At 25.2% G+C, this 25,973-nt stretch carries 33 protein-coding genes and 3 pseudogenes; 15 read left to right on the forward strand and 21 right to left on the reverse strand.

Translation table 4 applies throughout. The features are described from left to right. From NL276_RS03110 to NL276_RS03140, 7 genes are all read right to left on the reverse strand, one after another. On the reverse strand, nucleotides 1-265 hold a 265-nt coding region (locus NL276_RS03110), incomplete at its 3' end, for a hypothetical protein (RefSeq protein ID WP_253301130.1). A gap of 38 nt (nucleotides 266-303) precedes the next feature. After that, on the reverse strand, nucleotides 304-459 hold the full coding sequence (locus tag NL276_RS03115) for a hypothetical protein (RefSeq protein ID WP_253301131.1): 156 nt from the start codon (nucleotides 457-459) through the stop codon (nucleotides 304-306). A 17-nt stretch (nucleotides 460-476) separates the two neighbouring features. Then, nucleotides 477-932 carry a hypothetical protein gene (locus NL276_RS03120; RefSeq protein WP_253301132.1) on the reverse strand — a complete coding sequence of 152 codons (456 nt, stop codon included), beginning with the start codon at nucleotides 930-932 and terminating at the stop codon, nucleotides 477-479. 12 nt (nucleotides 933-944) lie between these two features. Further along, nucleotides 945-1,157: a hypothetical protein gene (locus NL276_RS03125; RefSeq protein WP_253301133.1), complete on the reverse strand. Its 213-nt coding sequence runs from the start codon at nucleotides 1,155-1,157 to the stop codon at nucleotides 945-947. After that, complete coding sequence (locus NL276_RS03130) at nucleotides 1,145-1,336, reverse strand: hypothetical protein (RefSeq protein WP_253301134.1); 192 nt, start codon at nucleotides 1,334-1,336, stop codon at nucleotides 1,145-1,147. Before NL276_RS03130 ends, NL276_RS03125 begins: the two co-directional genes overlap by 13 nt. 2 nt (nucleotides 1,337-1,338) lie before the next feature. Next, a complete protein-coding gene (locus tag NL276_RS03135; protein ID WP_253301135.1) occupies nucleotides 1,339-1,905 on the reverse strand; it encodes a hypothetical protein in 567 nt (188 codons plus the stop codon). A 128-nt stretch (nucleotides 1,906-2,033) separates the two neighbouring features. Further along, complete coding sequence (locus NL276_RS03140) at nucleotides 2,034-2,231, reverse strand: hypothetical protein (protein WP_253301136.1); 198 nt, start codon at nucleotides 2,229-2,231, stop codon at nucleotides 2,034-2,036. A 1,483-nt stretch (nucleotides 2,232-3,714) separates the two neighbouring features. On the opposite strand from NL276_RS03140, the gene NL276_RS03145 reads away from it, so the two are divergent. The 3 genes and pseudogenes from NL276_RS03145 to NL276_RS03155 form a co-directional block, all read left to right on the forward strand. Next, nucleotides 3,715-4,149, forward strand: coding sequence for a DUF3627 domain-containing protein (locus NL276_RS03145; protein WP_253301137.1), 435 nt, complete (start codon nucleotides 3,715-3,717; stop codon nucleotides 4,147-4,149). A gap of 153 nt (nucleotides 4,150-4,302) precedes the next feature. Further along, nucleotides 4,303-4,509 (forward strand): DUF2649 family protein, encoded by a 207-nt coding sequence (locus tag NL276_RS03150; RefSeq protein ID WP_253301138.1) that lies wholly within the window; start codon nucleotides 4,303-4,305, stop codon nucleotides 4,507-4,509. A 255-nt stretch (nucleotides 4,510-4,764) separates the two neighbouring features. Then, nucleotides 4,765-5,538, forward strand: a pseudogene (locus NL276_RS03155) (hypothetical protein); the annotation flags it as partial. A gap of 203 nt (nucleotides 5,539-5,741) precedes the next feature. Here the strand turns inward: NL276_RS03155 and NL276_RS03160 are convergent. Beyond that, nucleotides 5,742-5,993 (reverse strand): hypothetical protein, encoded by a 252-nt coding sequence (locus NL276_RS03160; RefSeq protein WP_040092696.1) that lies wholly within the window; start codon nucleotides 5,991-5,993, stop codon nucleotides 5,742-5,744. Then, nucleotides 5,962-6,141, reverse strand: a complete 180-nt coding sequence (locus tag NL276_RS03165) for a hypothetical protein (RefSeq protein WP_253301140.1) — start codon at nucleotides 6,139-6,141, stop codon at nucleotides 5,962-5,964. The genes NL276_RS03160 and NL276_RS03165 overlap by 32 nt, the downstream gene beginning before the upstream one ends. Nucleotides 6,142-6,597: 456 nt before the next feature. Between NL276_RS03165 and NL276_RS03170 the strand changes: the two genes are divergently transcribed. The 4 genes from NL276_RS03170 to NL276_RS03185 all read left to right on the forward strand — a co-directional run bounded on the left by NL276_RS03170 (nucleotide 6,598) and on the right by NL276_RS03185 (nucleotide 10,521). Continuing rightward, nucleotides 6,598-6,951: a hypothetical protein gene (locus tag NL276_RS03170; RefSeq protein ID WP_253301141.1), complete on the forward strand. Its 354-nt coding sequence runs from the start codon at nucleotides 6,598-6,600 to the stop codon at nucleotides 6,949-6,951. Nucleotides 6,952-7,515: 564 nt separating this feature from the next. Further along, a complete protein-coding gene (locus NL276_RS03175) occupies nucleotides 7,516-8,625 on the forward strand; it encodes a hypothetical protein (protein WP_253301142.1) in 1,110 nt (369 codons plus the stop codon). A gap of 151 nt (nucleotides 8,626-8,776) precedes the next feature. Beyond that, nucleotides 8,777-9,712, forward strand: a complete 936-nt coding sequence (locus NL276_RS03180) for an APC family permease (protein ID WP_253301143.1) — start codon at nucleotides 8,777-8,779, stop codon at nucleotides 9,710-9,712. Next, nucleotides 9,706-10,521, forward strand: coding sequence for an amino acid permease (locus NL276_RS03185; RefSeq protein WP_253301144.1), 816 nt, complete (start codon nucleotides 9,706-9,708; stop codon nucleotides 10,519-10,521). Before NL276_RS03180 ends, NL276_RS03185 begins: the two co-directional genes overlap by 7 nt. Before the next feature lie 56 nt (nucleotides 10,522-10,577). Here the strand turns inward: NL276_RS03185 and NL276_RS03190 are convergent, their stop codons facing one another. Both NL276_RS03190 and NL276_RS03195 read right to left on the reverse strand, forming a co-directional pair. Continuing rightward, a complete protein-coding gene (locus NL276_RS03190; protein WP_253301145.1) occupies nucleotides 10,578-11,948 on the reverse strand; it encodes an MFS transporter in 1,371 nt (456 codons plus the stop codon). 25 nt (nucleotides 11,949-11,973) lie between these two features. Continuing rightward, nucleotides 11,974-12,684 (reverse strand): glycerophosphodiester phosphodiesterase, encoded by a 711-nt coding sequence (locus tag NL276_RS03195; RefSeq protein ID WP_253301146.1) that lies wholly within the window; start codon nucleotides 12,682-12,684, stop codon nucleotides 11,974-11,976. A gap of 267 nt (nucleotides 12,685-12,951) precedes the next feature. On the opposite strand from NL276_RS03195, the gene NL276_RS03200 reads away from it, so the two are divergent. The 6 genes and pseudogenes from NL276_RS03200 to NL276_RS03220 all read left to right on the forward strand — a co-directional run bounded on the left by NL276_RS03200 (nucleotide 12,952) and on the right by NL276_RS03220 (nucleotide 15,241). Then, on the forward strand, nucleotides 12,952-13,641 hold the full coding sequence (locus NL276_RS03200; RefSeq protein WP_253301147.1) for a hypothetical protein: 690 nt from the start codon (nucleotides 12,952-12,954) through the stop codon (nucleotides 13,639-13,641). After that, nucleotides 13,629-13,856: a hypothetical protein gene (locus tag NL276_RS03205; protein ID WP_253301148.1), complete on the forward strand. Its 228-nt coding sequence runs from the start codon at nucleotides 13,629-13,631 to the stop codon at nucleotides 13,854-13,856. The genes NL276_RS03200 and NL276_RS03205 overlap by 13 nt, the downstream gene beginning before the upstream one ends. A gap of 114 nt (nucleotides 13,857-13,970) precedes the next feature. Beyond that, on the forward strand, nucleotides 13,971-14,237 hold the full coding sequence (locus NL276_RS03210; protein ID WP_253301149.1) for a hypothetical protein: 267 nt from the start codon (nucleotides 13,971-13,973) through the stop codon (nucleotides 14,235-14,237). A 69-nt stretch (nucleotides 14,238-14,306) separates the two neighbouring features. Further along, the gene (locus NL276_RS03215) at nucleotides 14,307-14,570 is read left to right on the forward strand and encodes a transposase family protein (protein WP_253301010.1); all 264 of its coding nucleotides are present in this window, start codon (nucleotides 14,307-14,309) and stop codon (nucleotides 14,568-14,570) included. Between the two features lie 140 nt (nucleotides 14,571-14,710). Then, nucleotides 14,711-14,857: pseudogene (locus NL276_RS05205) on the forward strand (helix-turn-helix domain-containing protein); the annotation flags it as partial. 12 nt (nucleotides 14,858-14,869) lie between these two features. After that, nucleotides 14,870-15,241, forward strand: a complete 372-nt coding sequence (locus tag NL276_RS03220) for a DDE-type integrase/transposase/recombinase (RefSeq protein WP_253301150.1) — start codon at nucleotides 14,870-14,872, stop codon at nucleotides 15,239-15,241. A gap of 168 nt (nucleotides 15,242-15,409) precedes the next feature. Here the strand turns inward: NL276_RS03220 and NL276_RS03225 are convergent, their stop codons facing one another. From NL276_RS03225 to NL276_RS03255, 8 genes and pseudogenes are all read right to left on the reverse strand, one after another. Further along, entirely contained in the window at nucleotides 15,410-15,652 is a 243-nt protein-coding gene (locus NL276_RS03225; RefSeq protein ID WP_253301151.1) for a hypothetical protein, read from the reverse strand. Further along, nucleotides 15,642-16,559, reverse strand: a complete 918-nt coding sequence (locus tag NL276_RS03230) for a hypothetical protein (protein ID WP_253301152.1) — start codon at nucleotides 16,557-16,559, stop codon at nucleotides 15,642-15,644. The genes NL276_RS03225 and NL276_RS03230 overlap by 11 nt, the downstream gene beginning before the upstream one ends. Nucleotides 16,560-16,565: 6 nt before the next feature. Beyond that, a complete protein-coding gene (locus tag NL276_RS03235; RefSeq protein ID WP_253301153.1) occupies nucleotides 16,566-17,948 on the reverse strand; it encodes a hypothetical protein in 1,383 nt (460 codons plus the stop codon). Between the two features lie 15 nt (nucleotides 17,949-17,963). Beyond that, nucleotides 17,964-18,425, reverse strand: coding sequence for a hypothetical protein (locus NL276_RS03240; RefSeq protein ID WP_253301154.1), 462 nt, complete (start codon nucleotides 18,423-18,425; stop codon nucleotides 17,964-17,966). A 51-nt stretch (nucleotides 18,426-18,476) separates the two neighbouring features. After that, entirely contained in the window at nucleotides 18,477-19,028 is a 552-nt protein-coding gene (locus tag NL276_RS03245) for a DDE-type integrase/transposase/recombinase (protein ID WP_253301039.1), read from the reverse strand. Between the two features lie 12 nt (nucleotides 19,029-19,040). Beyond that, nucleotides 19,041-19,361: pseudogene (locus NL276_RS05210) on the reverse strand (IS3 family transposase); the annotation flags it as partial. After that, nucleotides 19,328-19,591: a transposase family protein gene (locus NL276_RS03250; RefSeq protein WP_253301010.1), complete on the reverse strand. Its 264-nt coding sequence runs from the start codon at nucleotides 19,589-19,591 to the stop codon at nucleotides 19,328-19,330. The pseudogene NL276_RS05210 and the gene NL276_RS03250, both read right to left, overlap by 34 nt. 84 nt (nucleotides 19,592-19,675) lie before the next feature. Beyond that, nucleotides 19,676-19,939, reverse strand: coding sequence for a transposase family protein (locus NL276_RS03255; protein WP_253301010.1), 264 nt, complete (start codon nucleotides 19,937-19,939; stop codon nucleotides 19,676-19,678). 336 nt (nucleotides 19,940-20,275) lie between these two features. On the opposite strand from NL276_RS03255, the gene NL276_RS03260 reads away from it, so the two are divergent. Together NL276_RS03260 and NL276_RS03265 are read left to right on the forward strand one after the other, a co-directional pair. Further along, entirely contained in the window at nucleotides 20,276-20,863 is a 588-nt protein-coding gene (locus tag NL276_RS03260) for a hypothetical protein (RefSeq protein WP_253301155.1), read from the forward strand. Nucleotides 20,864-20,965: 102 nt separating this feature from the next. Then, complete coding sequence (locus NL276_RS03265; protein ID WP_253301156.1) at nucleotides 20,966-21,463, forward strand: lipoprotein; 498 nt, start codon at nucleotides 20,966-20,968, stop codon at nucleotides 21,461-21,463. 30 nt (nucleotides 21,464-21,493) lie between these two features. Here NL276_RS03265 and NL276_RS03270 read toward each other — a convergent pair whose 3' ends face one another. Both NL276_RS03270 and NL276_RS03275 read right to left on the reverse strand, forming a co-directional pair. Further along, a complete protein-coding gene (locus tag NL276_RS03270) occupies nucleotides 21,494-24,688 on the reverse strand; it encodes a hypothetical protein (RefSeq protein ID WP_253301157.1) in 3,195 nt (1,064 codons plus the stop codon). Between the two features lie 3 nt (nucleotides 24,689-24,691). Continuing rightward, nucleotides 24,692-25,972, reverse strand: a complete 1,281-nt coding sequence (locus tag NL276_RS03275) for a hypothetical protein (protein WP_253301158.1) — start codon at nucleotides 25,970-25,972, stop codon at nucleotides 24,692-24,694. Nucleotide 25,973 lies beyond the last annotated feature (1 nt).

Genomic DNA, 25,973 nt, shown 5'->3' on the forward strand with positions numbered 1-25,973 from the left:
CATCTGCTTTTTGTCCTTGAATAGTTGTAACTGTTCCGTTATTAATAATTTCTAAAATTTTATTGCGTTTATAAGCAACTTCAGTATCCATTGCTTGTTCAATATCAGCAGCCCAAAGATTAGGATTAAAATCACTTTCTATGGGGTCTAATTTACGAGCAAAAGTTAAAATTGTATCTAATTCAACAATTCCATCTTCAAATTCCACTGTTGAATATTTTAGTAGGTTATCATCAGTATTAAATACTTGACCGTTTGCTCCCAAACCTTCATTATATTTAATATTTTTCTTTCTTTTATATGTTAAACAAAACTTATTGGCTTCTTTTCACGCAAATAATGCTTCTCAACTAAATTTTTGTTGATAAGTTTGTAAATATCATTGTTCAAATGTTTCTCGTCTCTTTGTGTTGCTTGATTAGTAATATCTCCGAAAATTCTTTGTGGATTTTGTGCCATAATTTATTTCCTTCTTTCTATTTATTAAATACATTGTCTGTATCTAAAATATTGTTTTTTTTGTTTTCTGTTTTTGGTACGCCACCAGTATTAACTGTTTGTACCTTAATTAATTCATCATAAACACTTTGTAAATGTGTTTTAATAACTTCAATATCATCAGTAATATCATAAGATTTTAATAAGACATTTTTAAATTCTTCATTATCAGTTAAAGAATTATTGAAGTTATTAATTTCAATTTGTTTTAATTGCATGGTTTGTTGTTCTAATTGTGAAATTAATTTAGTGTTTTTTGTTTGTAATTCATTGATTTGTTGATTGCTATTTTCTAAACTACTTGCATTAAATTCATTAATTTCTTCATAATTTTCTAAAATAACTTCTGCAGTTTTAATATTAAAACTGTCATTTTCGTTTTTAATAGGTTCATTATTTTCATCAATAAGAACATATTTTACATTTTTTACCATTTTTTCACTTCCTTATTTTTTAAAATTTGTTCTTTTTCTAATTGCCTTTTGTATAATTTCGAAACTATCGACTCGAAAAGATAAAAAATAGCGTTTAGTTTTTATATTTAACTGATTAAATACTGATCCTTTAATTTTTATCTCATCATCTTTTTTTAATTTCAAAAATTCAGATACAATTGTTGGATTATATATTGATAATGTTGAATAATTTAACCCTCTCATTGACATTTAGCAGAGCAAGCATCAACTTCAACCCCACCAGCAACAAGTGCCTTAATTTTAGTTTTAATTGGATTTTCATGTAATCTAACAGTTAGTTCTAATTTGTTAACTCTTTTATTTTTTATTTTAGGTTTATTAGTTATTAATTTTTTAGGTAGATTGCTTTTTGTTTGTGCCATTTTTATCAACTTCCTTTTGTTAAAAAATATTGTAAATGTTTCCAAGCATCTTGTTCATGCTCTGTCATTTTAATATTTCCTTTATAAATATAATTTTTCTTAACAACTGGCGATTGTAAAACATATTTTAAATTAAATATATATTTACATAAAACCTTTAAACCACCGATGAATTTAGGAGTAGATAATGGGTTTGTTATTTTTAATCCCTTACGCAGTTGATAATCTTCGATTATTACAAGAACTTTATTTAAATAAGAACAAGTTTTATTTTTAAATTCATTTAATATTAAATAGATATTATTTATTGCTTCTTCTTCAAAGTTAGACTGAAAAGTAATGTTATTAATTATTTTCTTTTGCAAAACATTGTAAATAATAACACCAGTTTTCCCAATTCCAGCGGGATCAATTGCAATAATATATTTTAATTGATTTGTTTTATCTTTTTCTCAATTTTGTAATATTTTTCATCCTTCTGTCGCTAAATCTAAAATATCGTTAATTTTGTAATGTTGCATATATGAGATAATAACATCTCATTTATCTTCAAATAAATTTAAATACATTTTTGCTCATTCTAACACTGTAAATCATAATGATTTTTATGATGCGAAATACGACAATTAACTGGTTTACAATTAATTCAATCAAATGAAGTTGTTATTTCATTCAAGTTTTATTAATATACAAACTTTTATATTCTGTCATTTTTTCTATACTCTCAATTCTTTTTATTTTTTGCCCAAATTTCATCATTAATATCATTTACCGTTACTGGATAATCTCGTATCATTAATTCTTGTAATTTACTTTCAATTTTTTTATTGTGTTTTTTTGTACTACAACATTTTGTTTTTTTATATTGTTTAAAACGCTTATAATTTGCTTTCATCAAATATTTTCCTTTCTGTAAAAAACATAATATTTTTTTATTATTTAATATTTTGATATTTAGTAATTTATTTTAGTACTTACTTAATTCGCCGCCCGCTTCACTTCGGGGGTGAGCGGGGGCGGTAGGATATTTAGACATAGTTTATCCCCCTACGGAAGTAAAAAAGTTTACCCAGTTATTAATTACACTTCATCCATCCCTACACAACTTTATATAAAGAAAATAACCTTTTGGAGCTCCAACCCGCTTGTTTTTTTTAGTGTCCGATATTGTTTTTTTCGGTTTAACAGCACTCTTTTTATGAAAACAAGCCAAAAAACACGCGCTCTGACATTTCGCAAGGGACTAATCTTGCCGAGAATTAAAGAAATAAATAGGAGTAAAATCCATTCGCTTTCACACTTTCTTTAAAGCTTCGTGCCATAGATGGGTTATCCATCTTTAAGCATCAAAATATTAAGTTTTAAAGATTTAATTTTGGATTAATCGTTAGATAGTATCTTTATTATTTTTTATCTCATTATCTTTTTTAATTATTTGCTTATTAAATGTATTTTTTAGTAATATATTTAACAATTAACTAATAATTAAGTAAAATAAATACTTAAAAATTTTTCAGAAAAGAAAGGATGGATTTTTTCATAAAAAACCTATTTTATTAAGTGTGAAAGATACTATCTAACGATTAATTCAAAATAAAAAATCGCTCTAATAAGCGATTAATTAATTTTATTTCTAATTATGTTATTTATAATTTTTATAAAACCTCAACTTTTTTCTTACTACCAATATTGTAAATTGAAATATTCCAGGAAATAAAGAAATTCCAAAACGAACAACTTTCCATAATGGTTTTATTCGATTAAAAGGCACAAACAATAGTTGAAATTATTGTCCTAAGGCTGATGAAAAGTTATACCCCACTTTAACTACAAAAGCTGATAGAACTAAGGTTTTATTAAATGATAAATACAGGTATTTAACAACTGATGAAATGACTTTATTAATGGGTTATACATTAAAAGATTAGAAAAATGTTGAGTGTTAATAGTAAATTTCAAATTCAAAAACAATTAGGTAACTCAATAGTTCCTAACTAACGTACTAAAATATTTTTTTTAGAATTAGTTAAGGAGGGAAAATAATGTTAGGAATTTTAATATTTTTTATTAAACGTAAATGTCAAATTTGTCATTCTATTTTAAATAAAAAATTTATTGGTACTTTGTATTTTAAATTAAATTTTTGTTCAATGAAGTGTAATAGAAAGCGAGTTGATTTGAGTAATTTATCAGAAACCAAGTTATAAAAGTGGCCCTAATCCGGCATTGTGTAAATATAATATTATAAAAGTTATTGATATAGAATGATTTATTGGTTATAACGGTTTTCAATCTTTTCGAAAATAATTGAAAGTGAATTCTTTGCCGGTATTTATACTAGAAAAAATGAGTTATATGTGTGAAAGTGGGGTGTTTTTATGAGTTTTTATAAGAAGAATATTAATGTAGAAAATTATTTTATTCGAAGAGAATTTATAGTTTTTCAAACTGATAAAGCAAGTTTTATAAATTTACCTAATCATAATCGTCACATTAGTTTTTGATTGAGTAATAAATTTATTTATCCCAGTGAAAAACACTCAGAACAAGTAGCAATCGGTTTGATTTATGATAATTATTATCCTATTGTAAAATATGATGAAAATTTAAAACGACATATTTGAAAGTATTTAACTGGAACAGAAATAATTAATTTGTATAATCAATATAAACAAAATTATTTTACACAAATGAAAAAAGCAATATTTCCTGGTGAACCTCAAAAAGTAAAAACAACTAACAATAATAATTTAACAAATTGAAGTGATGAAAAAGTGCAACAATTAATCAATGATTTAGAAAGTTTAAATTAAATGAGTTTATATGACTATTGAGTTCAATTTGTTAGTTATATTATTGGTTCAAATGCTCCTGAATTTTTATATGTCATATCATTTGTATTATTTATTGTTTTATTTTTTGGAATGTTTTTTAAAATCATTCAAAAAATATGAAGCTTTTAAATTATGACAAAAGATTGAGAAAAATTAAAAGAGTTTTTTACTCATGTATTTTTGTTTATTGACAAATCTAACGTTGAAAGTATTACAACTTGGAATTTAACTCAAAATGAATATTTAACTCTTATGATTGGTGTTTGAATTGTGATTTTATTTTTAACATGGTTTTTATTGTGAATGGTTTTTAAAATAGTTAGTAGTTGTTTTAAATAATTACATTTTGTTATTATTATGGTTTTCTCTCCCCACAAATTTTTATATAAATATTGATATTATTATTTTGATATGAATAATTCTTTTCCAAAAGGATTAAAACCTAAAAATAATAATATATAGGGCATTATTGGTGTGAATGTCCGTAGTATTGATAAAAAAATACTAAGTATTTTTATCACTCTCCTTTCTGATTTGTGGGGAGAGAAAACAATAGTAATACTAGTTTAATTATAAATAACTATTGGAGATAAAATGAAAAAGTTTATATTTTTCTTAAAAAATTATTGTTATATTAGTGGTTCAATGATTTTGTTTAGTTTAATTGATTTGTTATTTTGAATAATTTCATTAAATTATACTGGTTTAGTATTCTGATTATTGTTTGCTTTGCAATGTGTTTATTTTGTTTGGTGATTATGAAAAAATATTTTTTATCAATTAAATGCTTTTCGGTTAGTAAATTTTGTTTGAGATAATCCGTTATCGGTAATTATTGGTAAATTAGGAACGGGAAAAACTTTACTTTTAACTTATTTATCACAAACTATGAAACTATTAACAGATAAGATTTATAGTAATTATCCGTTAGAAGATGATAAAGTTAAAGTTTTAACATTTAAAAATTTAGATTTTACAGATAGAACAAAACCAGTTCCCCTAGATGATAGTGTTATTTTATTTGATGAAAGTTATTTATATATTGATTGAACTAGTCCTCATGATGAGAAAAAAGTTCATAGTGGTAAAATTCCATGAATTGTTTTAGCAAGACATTTTGGACATCGTGCTTTATTTACAGCTCAACGTGAGGGTATGATTTGAAATAATATTTGCCAATTAGCAAGTGGTATTATTATTCCAATTTCACTGAAAAAACCTATCGCTAAAAAAGGATTTAATTTTTTTAATCGTTTCTTTATTATGCGAATTGGCATTTTCCAAGATATTACGGATTATGAAATTTGAAAAACAAAATCAGTAGAACGAACAGCAGAAGGTAAACGAGCAAAACATAAGTCGGATGTTATAAACATTGTTATACTAATGTAACTTAATTTTTGTTAAATAAACAATATTAATAAACAATGTAATAAAAAACAAAAATACAAATTGGCACACTGAAAAATACTATTAAGTTTTAAAATAATAGTTATATAAAATAATAAATTAATAAAATATAAATAAACCAGTGTTCCTTAACTAATACAAATAATTAGTTATAATAAATATTAAAATCCTTTAACCATAACACGGAAAAAGTTTAAAATCTTAATGATAACAAAAATACCAAATGGAATTAAAATAATTCACGCATCACCTAAAAAGGTCATTAATTGTGGTAATACAGCATAAATTGCTTCTTTAACTTTCATCATTGCTTGTCCTAAACCACTTCAAATAGAACCCATTCCATCTGAAATAGTAGGCTTATCACCAACTGCTAAAAAATTAATTGCTGTTGTTAAATACATCCCCAACATTATTTCTTATCCTCCTTGTTTTCAATTTCTTTTTTTCTTTTTTCTTACCTCGAATTTGGCGAATTTTTTGATAAATCGATAAACTAATTCAAGCAAAAATACCCAATATAATAACAACACTAAATATTGTCGTTAATCAAACTGGCATAATATAACTCCTTTCAATAAATTAAAAAATTGAAATTTGCAAACTCGCTCCGCTCGTTGTCGCTTTGCTCCATTAAAAACATTATTATTGAATAAATTATCCGCTAATAAATTACGCGGAATAATTTATTCTTTTACTTTTTAATTTCAATATCTTTTGCAATCTTATTGACAGTATTAATAACATTATCTTTACCATACTTTTTCACTAACAACCGCAAAATAAAATATTGCTTTGTTTGCATAATTTCAACCTCCTCTATAGTTAACTTAAAAAAGTTAACTATTAATTTAGTTAACTTTTTATCGGTTAGCATTTACAATTTACAGTAATAATAATGAAAAAACTAATATCCGTGACGAAAAACCTGGTGTAAATAAATTGGATATGATTAATGCAGCTGAATGTTGTTTGAGCTATTTTAGATTTAAATTATTTAAATAGTGTATAATTTTTATGGGTGAAGAAATGAGTAAAAATGAAATAATTATAATTATAGTAGCAATAACAGTATTATTAATCTCAATAATTAATTTGTTATATTTACTTTCTAAATATAATATGAAATTAAAATTGGTAGATAAAGTGAATGATATTAATGAAAGTTATAAAAGTGAATTTTATCCAAAATTTCAGGATTTTGAGTTTAGTCAATGAATAGGATATGGTCCAAATGATTATTCCAAACTGCAAAAAATAAATAATATGAATATATATTTTGAAAGATATTTAATTAAAGTAATAAATATTATGATTAGTTATGGAATAAAAAAATATAAATGTACAAATTGCCAAAAAAAGAAAAAATAAAATATTTATATCAACAGAATTAACTGACAATTTGAGATTTATGCAAGTTAATCAGCTAGTTATTGAAAAAGAAAAAACAGAGGCGTCAATGATTAGAATCAAAGATATTTTAACTTTTCCAACTTATTTGCTTTCATCTTTTAAATTTAAAGTTCACTTTTTTTGATTTACAAAAAATGCTTTTTTTGATTTTTGTAGTAATTGTATTTCAGATATTAACACTGACTATGTGAATTATATTGATAAACTTTATAAAAAAGTTATAGGTTTATTCCAAGTTTTACCAGAATAATATTTTTTATTTTAATTAATATTAAACTTAGTTTTTTGTTATAATTTTATTAACGGTATAAGCTAAATTCTTAAATGTGTGGGGTTTTCACAACATTTTTCCCTGTATTTACTTGTGATTTAGGATAAAATTTAGGATAAAAAAGGCTAAAATATAAATATTATTGACTATGAAGGAGTCTTTGTGTGTTTAGGTGAAATCCCCGGGTACATTTTTATTTACGTTTAGCAACGTTAATTTTATTGAGTTTATTTTTATTATTTGATTTGATAATGGCAATTTATTATCCACAACCAAAATTTGCGAATTTAGGTTATGGTGAGCGGGTTTCAAATTATTATTCATTTTTTACAACACAAACAAATTATATTGTTGCCTTGTACTTTTTCTTATATTTATTTGAATCAAAATTTAAAAATACAAAACCACATTATATTATTCAATTAGCAGTTACAACATATATTACCATTACAATGTTGGTCTTTTGAATTGGGATTGTTGGTCAAAAAGACCAGGCCCATCAATATCGTCCTTATCATTGGGTTGCAACAATTATTTTACATTTAGTTATGCCCGTAACAATGATTACTAGTTATGTTTTGACAACAGGTGATCATTATTACTATTATGAAGATCATCATAAAAAATGATTATGGTTAATCATGTTATATATGGTGCTGTATTTAACAATTATTCTTTTCCGCGGAACTTATCGACATTTAGATGGCAAAGATCCAAACACATTATTTCCGTACTTTTTCTTAAATTACTTTCAGCCGGGTGGCGATATTATGGTTGTAACCGCGTTGGTTGTGATATGTGTTGTTGCTGTGTCATTACAATACTTTTATATTTTTATTAATAATTTATTATACTTCCGTTATTATCGTAATAAGAATGTGAAAATTGTACCAATTCAATATGTGATGCGAACTAATAAGGTGACAATTACGGGTTTTATTATTGGTATTATTGTATTAACTTTTAATATTGGCATTAATATTCTTTATGTTATTTCTGCGTCTATTAATGAAGGCATTATTGAATCAATTAACGGGATTGAAATTATAAATCAATACAAAATTGATGCTCGTGTCTTGGTTGCCTTTATTTTTATTTCTATTTTAGCTTTAATTGGATTTATTACTTGTTTTGTTTTTGCTTTACGTGGTAAAATTGGTGCTCGAATTGCCGGAGCATTGTTAATGATTGCATTGATGTTCTTTACATGAATTTGAATTGTTGGGCCAGTCTTCTGTTTAATTACAGCGTTAATTATTTTTAATGGTCATGAGAAAGTAACAGACATTATGTTAATTGAAGCGCATAATTTACAGCAATTAAAAAAGACAACAAAAGCACAGAAAAAGTTTTCTAAATAACTTTTATTTGGAAAATAATTTGTTAGTTGTAAAGGAATTGTTAACAATTTACTTGTTATAATTAAAAAATTATTAATTTTATTAAAAAATATTTGAAAAAACGATATAATGTTTTTATATTTCGTAAAAACTAGAAAAGAGGCCATAAAAAATGAAAGAACAAAAGAAAGCGATTGCTCAGAGCAAGAAGTTTATTTTGCCAGAATTAGTTTGATTAGGGTTTAATTATACTTGTGGAATTGCTTTTACCTCGGTTTATGCAACAATGATGTTTTCAGAAGTTGATAAAACAGGCCAATTTTTAGGAATGCATATGATTTGAATCTTTTTAGTAGAAGGACTAGTAGCTGGAACTTGTGCTTGAGCATTTAATGAGTTATCACAAGTGCACCCCGCTGGAAATGGGGCTAGTTATATTTATGTTCGAACAAACTTTGGAAAATTTTGGGGATGATTAATTTCATTTTTACAATATACGACATTACCAATTATTGTTACATCACAAATTGTGTCAATGATTCGTTTAAACTTTGTTGGTTCAGGAACCTTTCTTGATACAAAAGATATGTTAGGTAATTGGGCAAACTTAATTTGAGATGCAATTGGAATTGCTGTTTATATGTTAGTATCATGTACCTTATTTTTAGGAATGCGATTATTAAAGCGTTATTTAAATGCTTCTAGTTATATTAAATGAGGTTCAACGGGATTATTAATTATTGCATTAATTACCTTATTTATTATTAATGGAACTTCGGCCCGGGATGTTAATGTTATTTCAAAGTACACAACCTTAAATCCAACTAATTTTTCAATTGCTTTTACCTCGTGTTTCTTTTTCTTTTTAGGATTTGAGACATATGCTACAATTGGAAAAAATGTTCGTAATCCGGAACGTAATATTGGCCGTAGTATTATTTGAACAATGGCATTAGCAATTATCTTTTATATTATTGTTACCATTTTAATGTTAGGGGCAATTGCTGGAGCATTTACCAATAATCCAAATTTAAAGATTTTTCGCTTATTAGGTAATCAAATCATGTTGGGCAGTGAATTTATTATGCTGGTGTTATTATTATGTTAATTTGTACCATTTCGTTAAAAGCAAATGCTGGAATGCAAAATGTTTTATATTCGGGGGCCATTTTAGAACCATTTGCAGTGGAGGGTTTAATGCCAAGTAAATATCAAGAGTTAAATAAGGATGGGATTCCCTTTAAAGCTTCATTTTTAAATTTAATTATTACTTTTATCTTTTCCGTGATTTGGTTATTTATTCCCGATATTATTCAAGGAGCAACGGGTGGTAATGCTGTATTATCGTATGCTGCAATTACTGGGGAAGCATCATTAATTATGATTATTATTTATTCGTTTGTGATAATGGTTGCTTTAAAGTTAGGATTTACGAAAAAAATGCGGGTAAAAATTTGAGAAATAATTGCTTGATCATTAGTGTTAGTTTTCTTAATTTGACAATTTGTCCAATTCTTTGTTGATTTAGGGCGTTCATATCACACGGCGATTAATCAATTAAATACTGACTCTTCAAAAGCAATTGCAACTATTGTTTCTAATACATTAGAAATTGCTTATATTGTTGGGGTGATTATGTTTGCCGTTATTTGATATTACACCTACTATTGAAAAAAATATCAGGCACGGTTAAAAACAAACCCACAATTACAAGAAGTATTGGATTCTCCCTTTACTGTAACTGATGATTGAAATTATGTTGTTAAAGAAATTCAAACTGAATTAGATCGTTATTTAGTTCGAAATCAAAAAATTTATCAATCGCAAGATAATTCAAATTATCAGGATGCTAAACATATTCGCCAGGAAGCGTATCAATCCGAAGGAGATTTACAAGAACCAGATGAAACAAAATAAAATAAATGTTATTTAATAAAAAAAACTGTCGTTTACAGTTCTTTTTATTTTTAAGATTAAAGGGTGGCAAGTTGCTTTGCTTGTTTTTCTTTTTTTAGAACTAACAATAATACCATTCCTGCGAGGGCGGCAAAAAGACCAATCCCCGTAATAATTGCTAAACTAATTTGGTTTGCTAATTTATTAGTTAGATAGCCTGCTTCAGTACCATAATTTTTTAACAGAATTGAATCAATTTGTCAAAACCAGGCATCAGGTGAAAAGGCGATAAAGGAGATTAATCCAACCGAAGCAGCATATTCTTTTTGACTAATATTAATTTCATAAATTGTTGCTCAACGGTTGGTAACTAATGCTCAACAAATAATTCCTAATGTCAAATATAGAATAATAATTAAGGTTTGAATAACAATTTTTCAAGTTGATGACAGTTCCTCAAATGAGGTTTCATAATAACCAGGTAAACTGATGGCAGCAATGGTGATTAAAGAAGCTAAACTTAACCCAATTACAATAAATAAAATATATTTTTGGTTACGATCAGCTAATTTGCCAGCAGGAGCGCTAAATAAAAACCGGAAGAAATATGTTCGGATAATTCCCACAACAACGACAATAATTGGAATAATCTTTAAAGCATCTTGCATAAAAGTCACAAAAACACTTAAACCAGATTGGTACATATAAACTCCCATAATTAATAAAGTAACAATTCATAATTTAAAATTCTTTAATGTTTTACCTAATTCTCTAATATCAAAATTATTATTTTGATTTGAATTGTGATTTAAATCAGGGACAAATTTTCATAATAAAATACAATTAATAAAAATCAACCCCGAGAAAATAAATACAAGCGCACTAAAAGCTCAGTTCCCCAATGATTCTGTTCAAACATTTTCAAATAATCAAAATACTAAATAAGCAATCGCAATTAAAACCGTTCCGATTAATCCATTTAAACTTCCATGAATTCCATTTAGTTTACCGTTTTCAGCGGGAGTTCCTTGTTCTGATAATAATTTTCATAGGGCACTTCAAAAAATAAAACAAGTAATAAAACTTCATAAGGAAAAAATAACATAAACTTGAATAATTTTTCCACTAGTAATAAAAGGAATTAAGCCATATCAAATACTAACAACTCCAATTCCTGCTAAGCCAATTAAGGTTAACTTTTTTAAATTAAAGCGATCAGCAAAATAACCGCCAAGAAAATAACTTAATAATGCTACGTATCCATAAATAGCATTGGCTTGGGAAAACTGCGATGCGCTAATTCCTAATCCTTCTGAAATTTTTACCGAAGAAATAACGTTTTTTAAGTAGAATGGGACTGCCATTACTAAGACATCAGCTAGTGCTAAAAGGGCAATAATTCATATTGTTTTTCTACTAATTTTTTTCTGTTGTTCTGATGTTTCCATTTTGTTTCCTTTCAAAATAAAACTATTATTTTAAGGTGGGATTTAAAGTTGCAATGTCACTAATATAACTATGAATAAAATCTTGGGGATATAAATTATTAATAATTTTAAGATCTTTTTCATTTTTAAAAGTTCAAATATTTAATGGTAGATTAAGGTTTTTAATAATTGCAATATTCTTTTTTTGTTTTACTGTTGCAATTGACGGGTGTAAATAATCAAACTTGGTGATTAAAGTTTGATCAATATCTTTTAAACTCTCAATTAAATAACCTTTTTTAAAAGGGCTACTTAAAGTACTAATAAATTTTAAAGCTTCATGGCCAAACGAAGAAACAATAATCTCAGCTTTTGTTTTTGTTTGTAACAATAATAATGCTTGTTTGATTAAAGTAAATTCTTGTTCATTATAACGATCTGGTTTGATTTCAACATTAATTACTTGATATTGTTCTGCAATTTTATTGATAAAATCATCAATAAATAAAGGCGGTAAAAATTCGGGATTTTTTTTAAAGAATTCAAAATTCTTAATTTCTTGATAAGTAAAATGACGAACAGTTTCATTAACATTTCCAATTCTTTTAAAATTATGATCATGAAAAATAATGATTTGATGGTCTTTCGTCATCCTAATATCGAATTCAACTCCAGGACAAGTTTTTAATGCATTAATAAAATCAACCATACGATTTTCTCCGGCGGGACTACGAAAACCTCGATGCGCAATTAACATAAATAAATTCCTTCCTTTTATAGATATTAAATAACATATTTAAAAATAATGTGTTAAAAATTATTAACAAATATGTTATTTAGTATTATTTTTTGATAATTTTTGGTAAGGTTGTTGAGCTCAATTATAATAATTTTTAAAAATAAGTAGGATAAAAATCTTATTTAAAAAAAATAAATAAATGATAATATTATTTTAAAGACTATGGAAATTATACATTGATTTAAAGAACATTTTATATATATTAAGGGTAAATGTTAAAAATAGATGGAGAATAAATTCATGACATATATATGGTTATATAAAGAATTTAAAAAGAACAGTCATTTTAATTTTAAATATAAAAGAATGTTAGAAAGATTTAAGGATATTGAATCTATTTTAACTAAAAATAATTTTATTTCTAAAAATCAAATAGCCTTAAAGGGTTCAGTAAAAACAAAAACTGTTACCTTTAAAAGAAGGTTAAACGATAACGATTTAGATATTTCAATAAAATATTTTGAAAATAAATTAAATATTGAAAAATTTAAAAAAATAAAAGCAGATATTTTTATTTTTTTGAAAAAAAATATTCGAAAAGGTGAGGAAGTAGAAAATAAAAATAGGTCAATGCAAATTATTGGGAAAAACCAATTTAAAGTTTATATTGTTCCGATATTTTCAGTTGGGGATTCTGATTATATTTTTAAAGATTATGATAATTTAGAAGAAACATATGATGAAAAGTTATTCAATAAAATAAATAGTAAGTATAATAATATAAATTTTTTTAAATTTGTGTATATAATTAGAAACATTATTAATAAAACTGCAAAGATTTTAAATATGCCATTACAAGCAATCATGTTAGATATCTTAGAAGAGGAAAAAGACTTTTATGACTTATTAGAAATATCTCAATTTCATAAAATGTTGCTTCTCATATCAAAAAAATTTGAGATATGTATAATTTAGATACTAAAATTTATCAAAATAAAGAAGGTTTTTCTTTTAAATTAAAAAATAGTGCAAATAATAAAAAAACGTGTAAGAATTATATTTCCTATTTAATCCATGTAGATGAATATGCGCAAAAATGATATGAACTTTGTAATAAAAAGTTAGAATATAAAAAAGCACTTGAAATTGAGGGGTATCTTAACAAAAAAGAACAAGAATATTCTAAATAAATTAATAAAAATAATTTTAAATAATGCAAAAAATATTAACTAAATTAAGATTTCCCTCTTTTTTTGTTGTATAATTAGTGATTATATATTAAATAGCAAATTGGTGGTGAAACTATGGAGGCAAATTACAAAAAAAGCTTACGAAAACTAAGACAATATAATTATACTTTCTTTAAAATTTTATTAGTAATTATCTTTTTCACAATTGTTTTATTACTGTCTTTTATTTGTTCAAGAGTATTTATTCCATATCTTTTTAAGTATAAACGGAGTGGCGTTGATCAAAATAATGTTGAATTAAACACATTGCAACAATTAGAATTAGATGTTAAAGCAAAAAAACTAAAAAATTTTGTTATTAATGAAAGTGATTTACAATAGAGTGCACCCCAAAAAGTAAGTAAAGTAAAAAAAGACTTTGCTAAACTTTTAAAGGAGGTGCATTTTTATATGGCAAGAAAAGGTCAAAAATATAACAAATATACATCAGAATTTAGAACAAAAATCATTGAGGAAATTAAACAAAAAAGTTGTTGAGTAGTAGCAAAACAATATAATCTAAATGCAAATACAGTAGAATCTTGATGAGCAAATCATAAAAAAGGAAAATTAAACAATCATAAAGGACCTAAAATCTCTTTTGGTAAAAGAGATTTAGAATATTATAAAACAAGGTATGAATTATTAAAAAAACTCCATGACTTTTACAATTAAGCAAACTAAGAATCGTCTCTTTTATTAAACAAAATTGTCATGAATATTCAATAAAATTATTATTAGAAGTAACGGGGTTAAAACGTAGTTATTGAGATAAATATAAAAATTATGACAGTAGCAAAAAAGATAAAGAAGCAATAAATGATATTGTAAAAGTCTATGAAGAAAATTTAAAACAATTTGGATATCGAAGAATTACTAAATATTTAAAAGAAGATTATGATATAAAATATAATTCAAAAAAAGTTTTAAGGATTATGCGTTATAATCAAATACAACCTGAATATGTAAGAAAAATGAGAAGAAAAATGAAATATAAACAGAATAAAGAAAAAAGTTTATTGCAATATCCTGATTTAATTAATCGTAAATTCAATGATATAAAAACAAGGTTTTCAGTGCTATATACTGATGTAACATATTTAATTTGAAAAAGAGAAAAATATTATCAATCAACAATTATTGATGGATATACTAAAGAAATAGTTGATGTAAAGTGATCTAAATATAATGACAATAAATTAGTAATAGATAATTTAAATGATGCAATTAATAAAATAAAATTAATAAAAAAAGATCTGAATGGAATAATAATTCATTCAGACCACGGATATCAATACACATCCGCTATTTATCTCGATAAATGTGTATATCTAACGGTATTATAATTTCATAGAAAGTTTTTATTCATTACTTAAGAAAGCTACAATCCATAATAAAATATATAATTCACATGAAGAATATATACAAGATGTTATAAAATGAAATACATGATATTCAAATCGTAAAGAAAAAGATATAATAAAAAAATAGTAAATACTTTTTATTAGTACTTACTAAAATGGGTGCAGTCTAGTATTATCTTTTTTTACTCAGGGAAATAAATATTTTTTATTTATTTTATCGGAAATTGTGCCACCAGATAATCTATCCATTCATAAACTAGTTTTTAAAATAGCATTATAAATTAAATTATCATTGTAAGCAGATTGTTTACGATCATTAATGGGTTGTCAAAGTTTACTTGCTTTAACATCTTCAACTGTTATAAATAACAAATTACTTAAATTATTTTCCATATATTACACTCCTTAATTGATTACGATATTTATTTCTTAAATTAGACGGTTTATAACTATTAACTTTTCTTTTGATTTTATTAATTGCTTTAATAGACTTATTAACTTGATAAAATTTATTATTAACTGGTGTTTTATATGAATTATTAATATTTTTAACATCACTTCGGCGTTCACGATATCATTTTTTATTATTAATTTCACCAGCAAAATTAAAATTAAAATGTCCAATCTTTAAATTATTAATAAAGCGTTTAATTTGTTGTAGTTTTTGAACTGTTGGTAATGTTAATTTAATATTTCCTTTTGGATATTTTTCTTTTAATTCTTGTGGTAATCGTTTTTTAATATAATCTCTTAAATGACTAGGTAATCATTTTCTTAATCAATAATGTCAAAATAAAGTTCCAGCATTAGATACAGCATTACTTAATAATTTTCAAATTTCAACTGGAACACTAGGATAAACATAAGGTCCATAAAATTTAGGCTGTTTTGCTGTTTTTGTATATATTAAAATAGTTAAATTACCGGTTAAAGTTAATTTATTTGTAATATTAAACATTCCACTATCAAGTCAACTACTATTTAAATGTTGTCAATTAGTATTTAGATAATTTTCATTTTTAAATTGTTCTCTATTCTTAATATTATTATCTTTTTCTAATTGACTTAATATTTGTTGAATTTCTTTTTTATGACCTTTTTTTATTAGATCAAGATAAGTATACGGATTTAATCATTTATAAACATCTTCAATCTTATTTGTAATTTTTTGTAATGGATTAGCATAATATGAAGCAAATTTATTAACTTTATTAATTAAATTAACAAATTTATTTATTACTAACTTATTACCTAAATTATCTGCTAATAAAGTTAAAACCCGTAATATTAATAAGTTCATTGTTTATTAAGAATTTTTAATTACTACATCAATTGGGTCTGTTTTACCGGTTGCTTTGTTTTTACCTTCAATTACAACTTCAATAATTTTATCATTTGTAATATCAATTGGTCAGTCTTCACCTTTGGGTTTTGGATAGTAATTAAAATCATTTTCAGTTAAAGAACTATTTACTGCTTTTACCGATTTTAAAACAACATCTTGTAATTTTGGTTTTAATCATCCATAACTGACATCTTTAGGGTCTGGTAAATTAATGATTGGATTATCTATTTTATTAATTTTGCTAATATCTATTTTATTAATATTAACAACATTGCTTGATGATGAAATTTCGTAATCAACTGGCACTCTAAATGTTTTATTTAGATTACTTTTAGCAGTATTAATTTCATCTTGTGTTGGTTCTTTTTCTAAAATAATTTTACATGTTTTAGGATATAAAATAGTTGGTGTTGCATATTGCACTTTACCAATTCATTTAGGGTTAGCAGTATCATTATCTAAAACTTGTTGAATAGTATCCATATTAATTGGATATGCTCATACTTGTTTATTAATAATTAAACCATTTACATTAGTAAAATTATAACCTTTATCACGGTTAACTTGTCCTTTTGTATATGTTTTTTCTAAATGAAAACTTTTAGATACTGGAATACCCATTGCGGTATTTTCATATAATTCACCATTAACCATCGCTTTTAATTGAGCTTGTGAACCAATTACTTTTAAATAAGCCGGTGTTAATCCTAAATAGGATCTTCGACCTAAAACCATAAACATTTTATCTGTTGGCAAACCAAAATATAAATTACTAATTTGATTTGTTAATTCAATCAAAGTTTCATTTAATTTAAAGAATGCTTTATTTGCATCATCGGCATTTTCTGCTGTATAACTACGAAATGGAATAACTTCATATTGACCATCCGCTAAACAATAATCATAAATCCCCTGAATTAATTCACATTCTAAATTAACAAATTTATTTTGTACAACACTAGAAATAGCATCAGCAATAACACCATTTTTAATATTTTGTTCTATTAATGCCAAATCAAATGCTTCATTTATTAATTTTAAATTAAATCTTTTATCAATAGGAACTGGGATTCTTGTTAATCCCATTGTTTGAGTTGTCCCACCATTTGGTAATGAATAATCATCTTGCCATACCACACGATGAGTTAAATTATATAATGCTTGTCCAGCATTTGGTAATCAAGCAACTTGTTCAGCTGTTGCAGTAGCATATTGCATAATACTTGCATATTCATTATATAAAGGTCCACGCAATAAAGCATTAACCATATCAACATACGCTTTTTGATCTGTTGTATTACCTTGTAATGTAAAAGGTACTTGTGGCAAATTAATTGTTGCCATAATATTCACTCCTTATTATCTAAGGTTTTTAAGTGTATAATCAGTTAATTTTTTAATTTCCTCAGGAGTATATGCTCCTTTTTCTTTAATGGTTTCAATTTCATCATTTTTATTTTCAACCGATTTTTCAATCATATCTTTAATAAAATTAGTTGGTGAAACTGATAGTTGTTCTTCAACAAACAAATCAGGTTTTAATTCTTTTAAAGTTTGCATTTTTTCAGTTAAAGAACTACCACTAACTTTATCTAAATTAGTTTTAATATCTTCAATTTTATTAGATGGAACATCTTTAAATGCTTTTAATTCATATAATTCATTAGCAACTTTTAAATACTCTTCTTTTGAAATAGTATCTTTTCGTTTTTGCACACTTTCTCTAATTTGTTTTGCTTCATTATTAAACTGATTTAAGATATTTTCAGCAATCTCTTCACTTAAACCTTGTTCAATTAATTGTTCTTTTGTAAGTGCCATTTTATAAACTAGACTGCACCCATTTTAGTAAGTACTAATAAAAAGTATTTACTATTTTTTTATTATATCTTTTTCTTTACGATTTGAATATCATGTATTTCATTTTATAACATCTTGTATATATTCTTCATGTGAATTATATATTTTATTATGGATTGTAGCTTTCTTAAGTAATGAATGAAAACTTTCTATAACAATATTATCTGCACAGTGGTAATTTTTCCCCATTGAAATTATAATACCGTTAGATACACATTTATCGAGATAAATAGCGGATGTGTATTGATATCCGTGGTCTGAATGAATTATTATTCCATTCAGATCTTTTTTTATTAATTTTATTTTATTAATTGCATCATTTAAATTATCTATTACTAATTTATTGTCATTATATTTAGATCACTTTACATCAACTATTTCTTTAGTATATCCATCAATAATTGTTGATTGATAATATTTTTCTCTTTTTCAAATTAAATATGTTACATCAGTATATAGCACTGAAAACCTTGTTTTTATATCATTGAATTTACGATTAATTAAATCAGGATATTGCAATAAACTTTTTTCTTTATTCTGTTTATATTTCATTTTTCTTCTCATTTTTCTTACATATTCAGGTTGTATTTGATTATAACGCATAATCCTTAAAACTTTTTTTGAATTATATTTTATATCATAATCTTCTTTTAAATATTTAGTAATTCTTCGATATCCAAATTGTTTTAAATTTTCTTCATAGACTTTTACAATATCATTTATTGCTTCTTTATCTTTTTTGCTACTGTCATAATTTTTATATTTATCTCAATAACTACGTTTTAACCCCGTTACTTCTAATAATAATTTTATTGAATATTCATGACAATTTTGTTTAATAAAAGAGACGATTCTTAGTTTGCTTAATTGTAAAAGTCATGGAGCTTTTTTAATAATTCATACCTTGTTTTATAATATTCTAAATCTCTTTTACCAAAAGAGATTTTAGGTCCTTTATGATTGTTTAATTTTCCTTTTTTATGATTTGCTCATCAAGATTCTACTGTATTTGCATTTAGATTATATTGTTTTGCTACTACTCAACAACTTTTTTGTTTAATTTCCTCAATGATTTTTGTTCTAAATTCTGATGTATATTTGTTATATTTTTGACCTTTTCTTGCCATATAAAATGCACCTCCTTTAAAAGTTTAGCAAAGTCTTTTTTTACTTTACTTACTTTTTGGGGTGCACTCTATTCCTTAGTTTGCTTAATTGTAAAAGTCATGGAGCTTTTTTAATAATTCATACCTTGTTTTATAATATTCTAAATCTCTTTTACCAAAAGAGATTTTAGGTCCTTTATGATTGTTTAATTTTCCTTTTTTATGATTTGCTCATCAAGATTCTACTGTATTTGCATTTAGATTATATTGTTTTGCTACTACTCAACAACTTTTTTGTTTAATTTCCTCAATGATTTTTGTTCTAAATTCTGATGTATATTTGTTATATTTTTGACCTTTTCTTGCCATATAAAATGCACCTCCTTTAAAAGTTTAGCAAAGTCTTTTTTTACTTTACTTACTTTTTGGGGTGCACTCTAATGTCCGGTCATTCTCTTTTTTATTTAACTAACTTAATAATATCATACTATTTTACCAATACAATACTTTTTATATACAAAAAAAATATTAAACTTAATATATTTAATTCCTAATTTAGCCCTTAAAACGTGTAATAATGGGGTATTTAACAAGATAAAATTTAAAATAATTTCTAATTTTGCTTGCATATATATATATATATATATATACTGAAAGTAGATCTTGATAAAAAGTTTCAAGATTAAGAAAAGGAGAAAAACAAGTATGAAAAAATTACTTAGTTTATTAAGTATATTAACTATTAGTGGAACCTCTGTACCAACAACAATTGCCGCTAGCCCTTATCAAAAAGAAGAAACTATTAAAAATAGTAATATTAATTATTTACAAACAAATAATTTAGAAAAATTAAACAGAAATAAAAGAGATGTTTTTAGTTGAATTGGTGGTGCAATAACTGATGCTGGTGAATGAGTGGGTACTGCTGCTAAAGATACTGTTAATTGAGTAGGAGGTGCTGCGGAAAGTGCTTTTAATTGAACAAAAACAGCAATAATTGATGGGGCAAATTGAACTGTGACAGCTGTTAAAGATGGGGCAAATTGAACAGCCACCGCAATCAGCGATGCTAGTAATTGAACCATAACAGCTGTTAAAGATGGAGCAAATTGAACATGAACTGCCACAAGTAATACTGGTAAAAAATGTTTCGGAACAGTTAAAGATGTGCTAGAAACTGGTTTATCGATTGGAGGAGGGGCATTAACTGCCGCTGAGGGTGGTCCTCTTTCAGCAATTATAGGTGGATTGGTGGGTGGTACATCATCTTGTGCTCCAAAAGTTATAGGATAAATACAAATAAAATTGCTATTAAGTTTAAAACAAATAAAAATAATTAATTTTATTTCTATTTTTAATTAAATTAACAAAATTTAATAGAAAGGAAATAAAAATATGAAAAAAATATTAAGTCTTTTAGGAACAATCACTTTAATTGGAACAAGTACAACAAGTTTGGTTGCTTGTGATAACATAGTAGAATATAAACCCGAAGAATTAGAAAAATTAAAAGAAGAAAACAAAATAAATACTGTTAATCAAGAAATCAGAGATAATTTAGAATGAATAGCACCACAAGAAAAACCATTTAATAAAGTGGATGATAAATGATATTTTATTGTATGAAAAAGTGAAAATTGAAATATTGCAAGATATAATAATAATAATATAAAAAATTTAAAAAATGGAGTAATTATTAAAGATTTAAACAATAGTGAATATAGACTTATGATAAGACCTGATGGAATTTTAGGAAGTTTTTATAAAACTTGAAAAGAATGAAATAAAGATGATGGAAGTTATTTTAAAGCAGTTTATCGTTGAAATTTAGATAATAATATACCTGAATTAGTTTTAGATGAAAACAATAATGTAAAAGTTAGCGAAGAATAGAAAAAAAGATATTAATATCTTTTTTTCTATTTATCTTGGTTTTATTGTAATTTTAATGGGGTTGTTACTTTTATTTATAATACCTAAAACATTTGGATTATTAATATCTAATATAATATCTTTATCATTGCCTCAACTTATATAAAGAGCCATTTCAAAACCTAAATCTGCAAATAATATTTTTGAAAATCTAATTTTTAATTTTACATCATTAGTATAATATGTTTGTAAATATAATTCTGTAATTTTATTGCTATCATTATTAGATAATTTTGTTGTTTGAAGTAAAAAATCCATTTTTACATTATCTTTAATTTTATAGTAAGATTTATAATTCCCACTTGGTAAACCATTAGTATAAGCAGTAGCGAATGTTTTAATATCATTATTTATATTGTCAGTATATAAGGTTATGGTATTATCAAAATTAACATTATCAATTTGCGGTAAACCTTCTTGTTTTATTTCTACATTTTGTAAAATAATTGCATTATTATTACATTTACCTTCACCATAAGTTAGCATAACATTTCTATTGGGAATAAAGTTTTCTATGTTTGGTTTATTACATCATATGTACATATTATTAAGATTACTTATTTCTATTGTTTTATAAGAACTAATAAATTTATCTATACTTTGAATTGTTGGGTCAATTTGTTTTAAATCAATTTCTATTTCATAATAACCTTCATTAAATTGACCTGAAAATAAATTAAGATATGGGGGATAGCCTTGCTTACATTGTGCTGGTGCTGTAATTTTAGTTTTTAATGCTTGTCCTGTGTTACCATCTCAGATATCTTTTGTATAAACTTGATAATTATATGGTACTGGTGGCAATACATATTCAGGGTAATTAAATGTTGGTATTTCATAATCGTGTGGTAATAAGAAACTAGTTTTATAATTAGTTGTCATATCGCGTAAATAATTATTTAGTGTACTTTTTGTTTTACCACGAAAACTTCATACTGATAATCGTAAATAATCTGCTTCATTATTTGTATATGGGTTATCAGCATAAAAGATAATTTCAAAATTACCTTTATATAATGCTTGAATTGAAAACATATCAATTATATAACTACAATTTGTACCATCAGGTGTTTGTAAGAATTCACAATCATTATCTTTTTCACTATCACTAACTGGTGTTTGAGCGTCAATTGCTTTTGTTTTTTCATTAATTAAATAAACTCGGTTAGTTTTTTCATTTAATTGTTTTAAATTATAAGTTGAATAAATTAATTCACTTGTTGGTTTTCCATTTTTAGTTAAAACAGTACCTTTGCATTTATCAGTTAATAAAGTAGTAAAACCTAAACTAGTGGCATTTGCTCCAAAGATAGCACCGACTTTATCATTCCCTTGTTCTCTAAATATTTCAAATGGTAAATAACCTTTACCTTTTGATTTTTCAGACCAAAATGCATCATTATAAAAACTATAAATATTAGCACTCATAAAACCATTAAGTCATTGAAAATTAGGTCAAGTTTTTTCATCTTGATTAATTACTCAACCTCAAGGAATACCAAATGAAATAAAGTTTAAGAATTTACCAACTCCACCCGGTATCACAAAAGGATTAAATACTAATTTTTGCGTATAGTTTAAAGGTAATACTGTTATTTGGCGATTAATAAAATTATTCATATTTAAAATATCTCAAACATTACATGCCCCCATTTTATTATATTCAATTTGAACTTGTCCAACAGTATTGCCAAATTCATTTTTTCTTCTAAAATATGATGATGCTTGGGTACTAATAATATTATCAACTGTACCGCCGTTTGTTTTTATTTTTGCTGGTGGTGTTATTTTTCAATCTTTAGATCAGTAAAATTTAGAATCTTTATCTTCTTTATGAATATTTCTACCAACAGTAGAATTAGTTGCTGATGTAGTGGTGGGGTCGGTTATAACAATACCCTCACTATTTTTCTGTTTTCAAAAGTCGTATCTACTTTCCATATCTTTTTTTCAATCTTCATAACCAGTTATCATTGTTGGTTGAATACCCTGAATGTTATATCAACTTACTTCTGGGGCAGCATAAGTATTGATTTTATCAGGGGGAGTGGGATACATGTTATACATTAATAAATCTCGGGAATTCATAACTTTTTTATTAAATTGACCTTTAATAATTGGCCGACCAATAACTGGCATATCAAAAAAGATCGGATTACCATAAAATTTAACTGCCATTGCTCTAACCCCTGGGTCTTTTAATAAAACTTCATCTAATTCAACAATACCTTTATTTAATTTTTCATCATAAGTTATTTTAGGAAAACAATAACCTTCACCGGGAGCACTTGTTTGAATAAATTGTAGTACTGATAAACCACTATTACTAATTTTGTCATTAATACTTGAAAAGGTAATTTCTTGTCATAAAAAACTACCATCATATGGTGAATAATAATTAATAACATTTGATGGATATAATCATTGTCTATCTTGTGGAGCAGTATTAATATCACCACCACCAATATTTAAACCACGATCATTAAATACAGTATAAAAATTATAATAATCATTAATATTTAATTTATCTGCATCTTCATCTAAAATTAATAAGGTATATTGTCTTTCGGTTGATTGTTGAGTAAATACTTGTTCAAATTTAGCTTCACCAAATTGAATTGAGCTTCTATCATCAATCATATATGCATCTCAATATTTACCAACTTTAACCTCTTTTGTATAAAAGTTATCGGCTTTATTATCATTATTCATAAAATAACTTAATTTATATTGATTTAAGTATTCTAACATTCTATTAATATCATAAATGTTTTCACCATCAATTAATTTTCAATAAACATTATTATTTTCATCTTTTAATTTTATAGCGAACGGTGTTTCATTATTTGCTCATATCGTTGAATTAATTGGTTGTTTACTAAAATCATCAATCATTAAGACATTAATTTCTTCACCTTTATATTTTTGTACTATTTTTAAACTACCTTGTCATTGAGCAATAGTACTTTCCATATTATCAAATATTCGTGAATAACTACCATAATCACTTGGTTTAGCATTATTCGGTTTTCATCCTGTTTCAGTATCAGGAATATATGAACTATAAACATTAAAAGGAAATACCATTCAATGACGATTATCTCGTATGTTTTCTCTGATATCTATTAAAGTATCGTGGGCCTGTCTTCTTAATTCTTCGATAACCCCGGGGTTAATTCTACTCATTTTTTAATTCTCCTTTATTTCTGTTCTACCTTGTAAGGCATTTTGATTATTACCAGTTTCATCATATTCTAGTAATTTATTATTATGTTCGATTTCTTTAGTTTGCATTTTATCTTGTCATGCTTCTATTTTTTCTAAATATTTTGCTGCTTCTAATTCATCAATATTATCATATTCAGTAATTGCTCTTATTGGCTCCATTGTGCCATTATCTAATCTGGCTGTAATTAATTCATTTTGTCGCATTTGGTCAACTAAACTAGCTCTAATAAAATCAAAACCATATTCTCGTTCACCATTCCCATCTCATAAACCATAATATTTTAAAACAGTATCAAACATTTTAGTATAGTATTGCTTACGATATGCTTGTAAATATGCTTGTTTTTCTAAGTCTTTTGTTTTAGTTAATAATGACTGTGTTTTATTTTGGTCATTATCTGATTTATCACCAAAAGGACTAGAAAAATGACATGCTAAATATACTTGTTCAATAATAGATTTTTGGTCTTCAGTATATGTTTCTAAGGTTGGTGTACCTTGTACTACTTGTAAAGATTGGGATAATTGACCATCAACGGCCGATTGACCTGATTGAATAAAAATATCATCAAAAGCATCTTGTAATACTTTTTTATTACCTTTGTTATAGGCACTCATTAAATCATCATCTAATATTCCATATCAATGTGTACGATTTGCTCATCGTTCTTTTGATTTAATATTAAAACTATCTTCTAAATCAAATTGTAATTTATAACAATTTGCCATTGTAGGTCATGGGTTTAATGTAGTTGATGTTGATAAAAATAAAGGGTTAGGTTCATTAATCATTTCTCAAAAAGGGACTATGCCTAATTTATTTTTAAATTCTTGTACCAAAACAGGTCTAACATCATCTTTAATTTGTGTTTTACTTTGCCCAACAACTACTTCATTATTTTTAGGTCAACCTTTAATAACTATTTTATCTTTGGTACAAATTAAATTTAAAATAAAACCACTATCTGATTGATGATAATTTAATCAAATATCAGCACCTTGTTCTATTTCATTTATTTTACTTACACGAGATGTAAAGTTAAAAGGGTTAATTCATAAATCAATATTTCCATCACTAGTTTCTAATAAACCAAAGATAGTTTTACCCATTAAACTTGCTGTTAATTCGTTTTTATCTAATTTTTCTTTTATTTTATAAGTTTCATATCATCAGTTTAATTTTTCTAAAATGTCTTTACGATGAGATTTAAATAAAATATCTTTACCATTTATTAATCGCATT

The organism is Spiroplasma endosymbiont of Phyllotreta cruciferae (assembly GCF_918697755.1).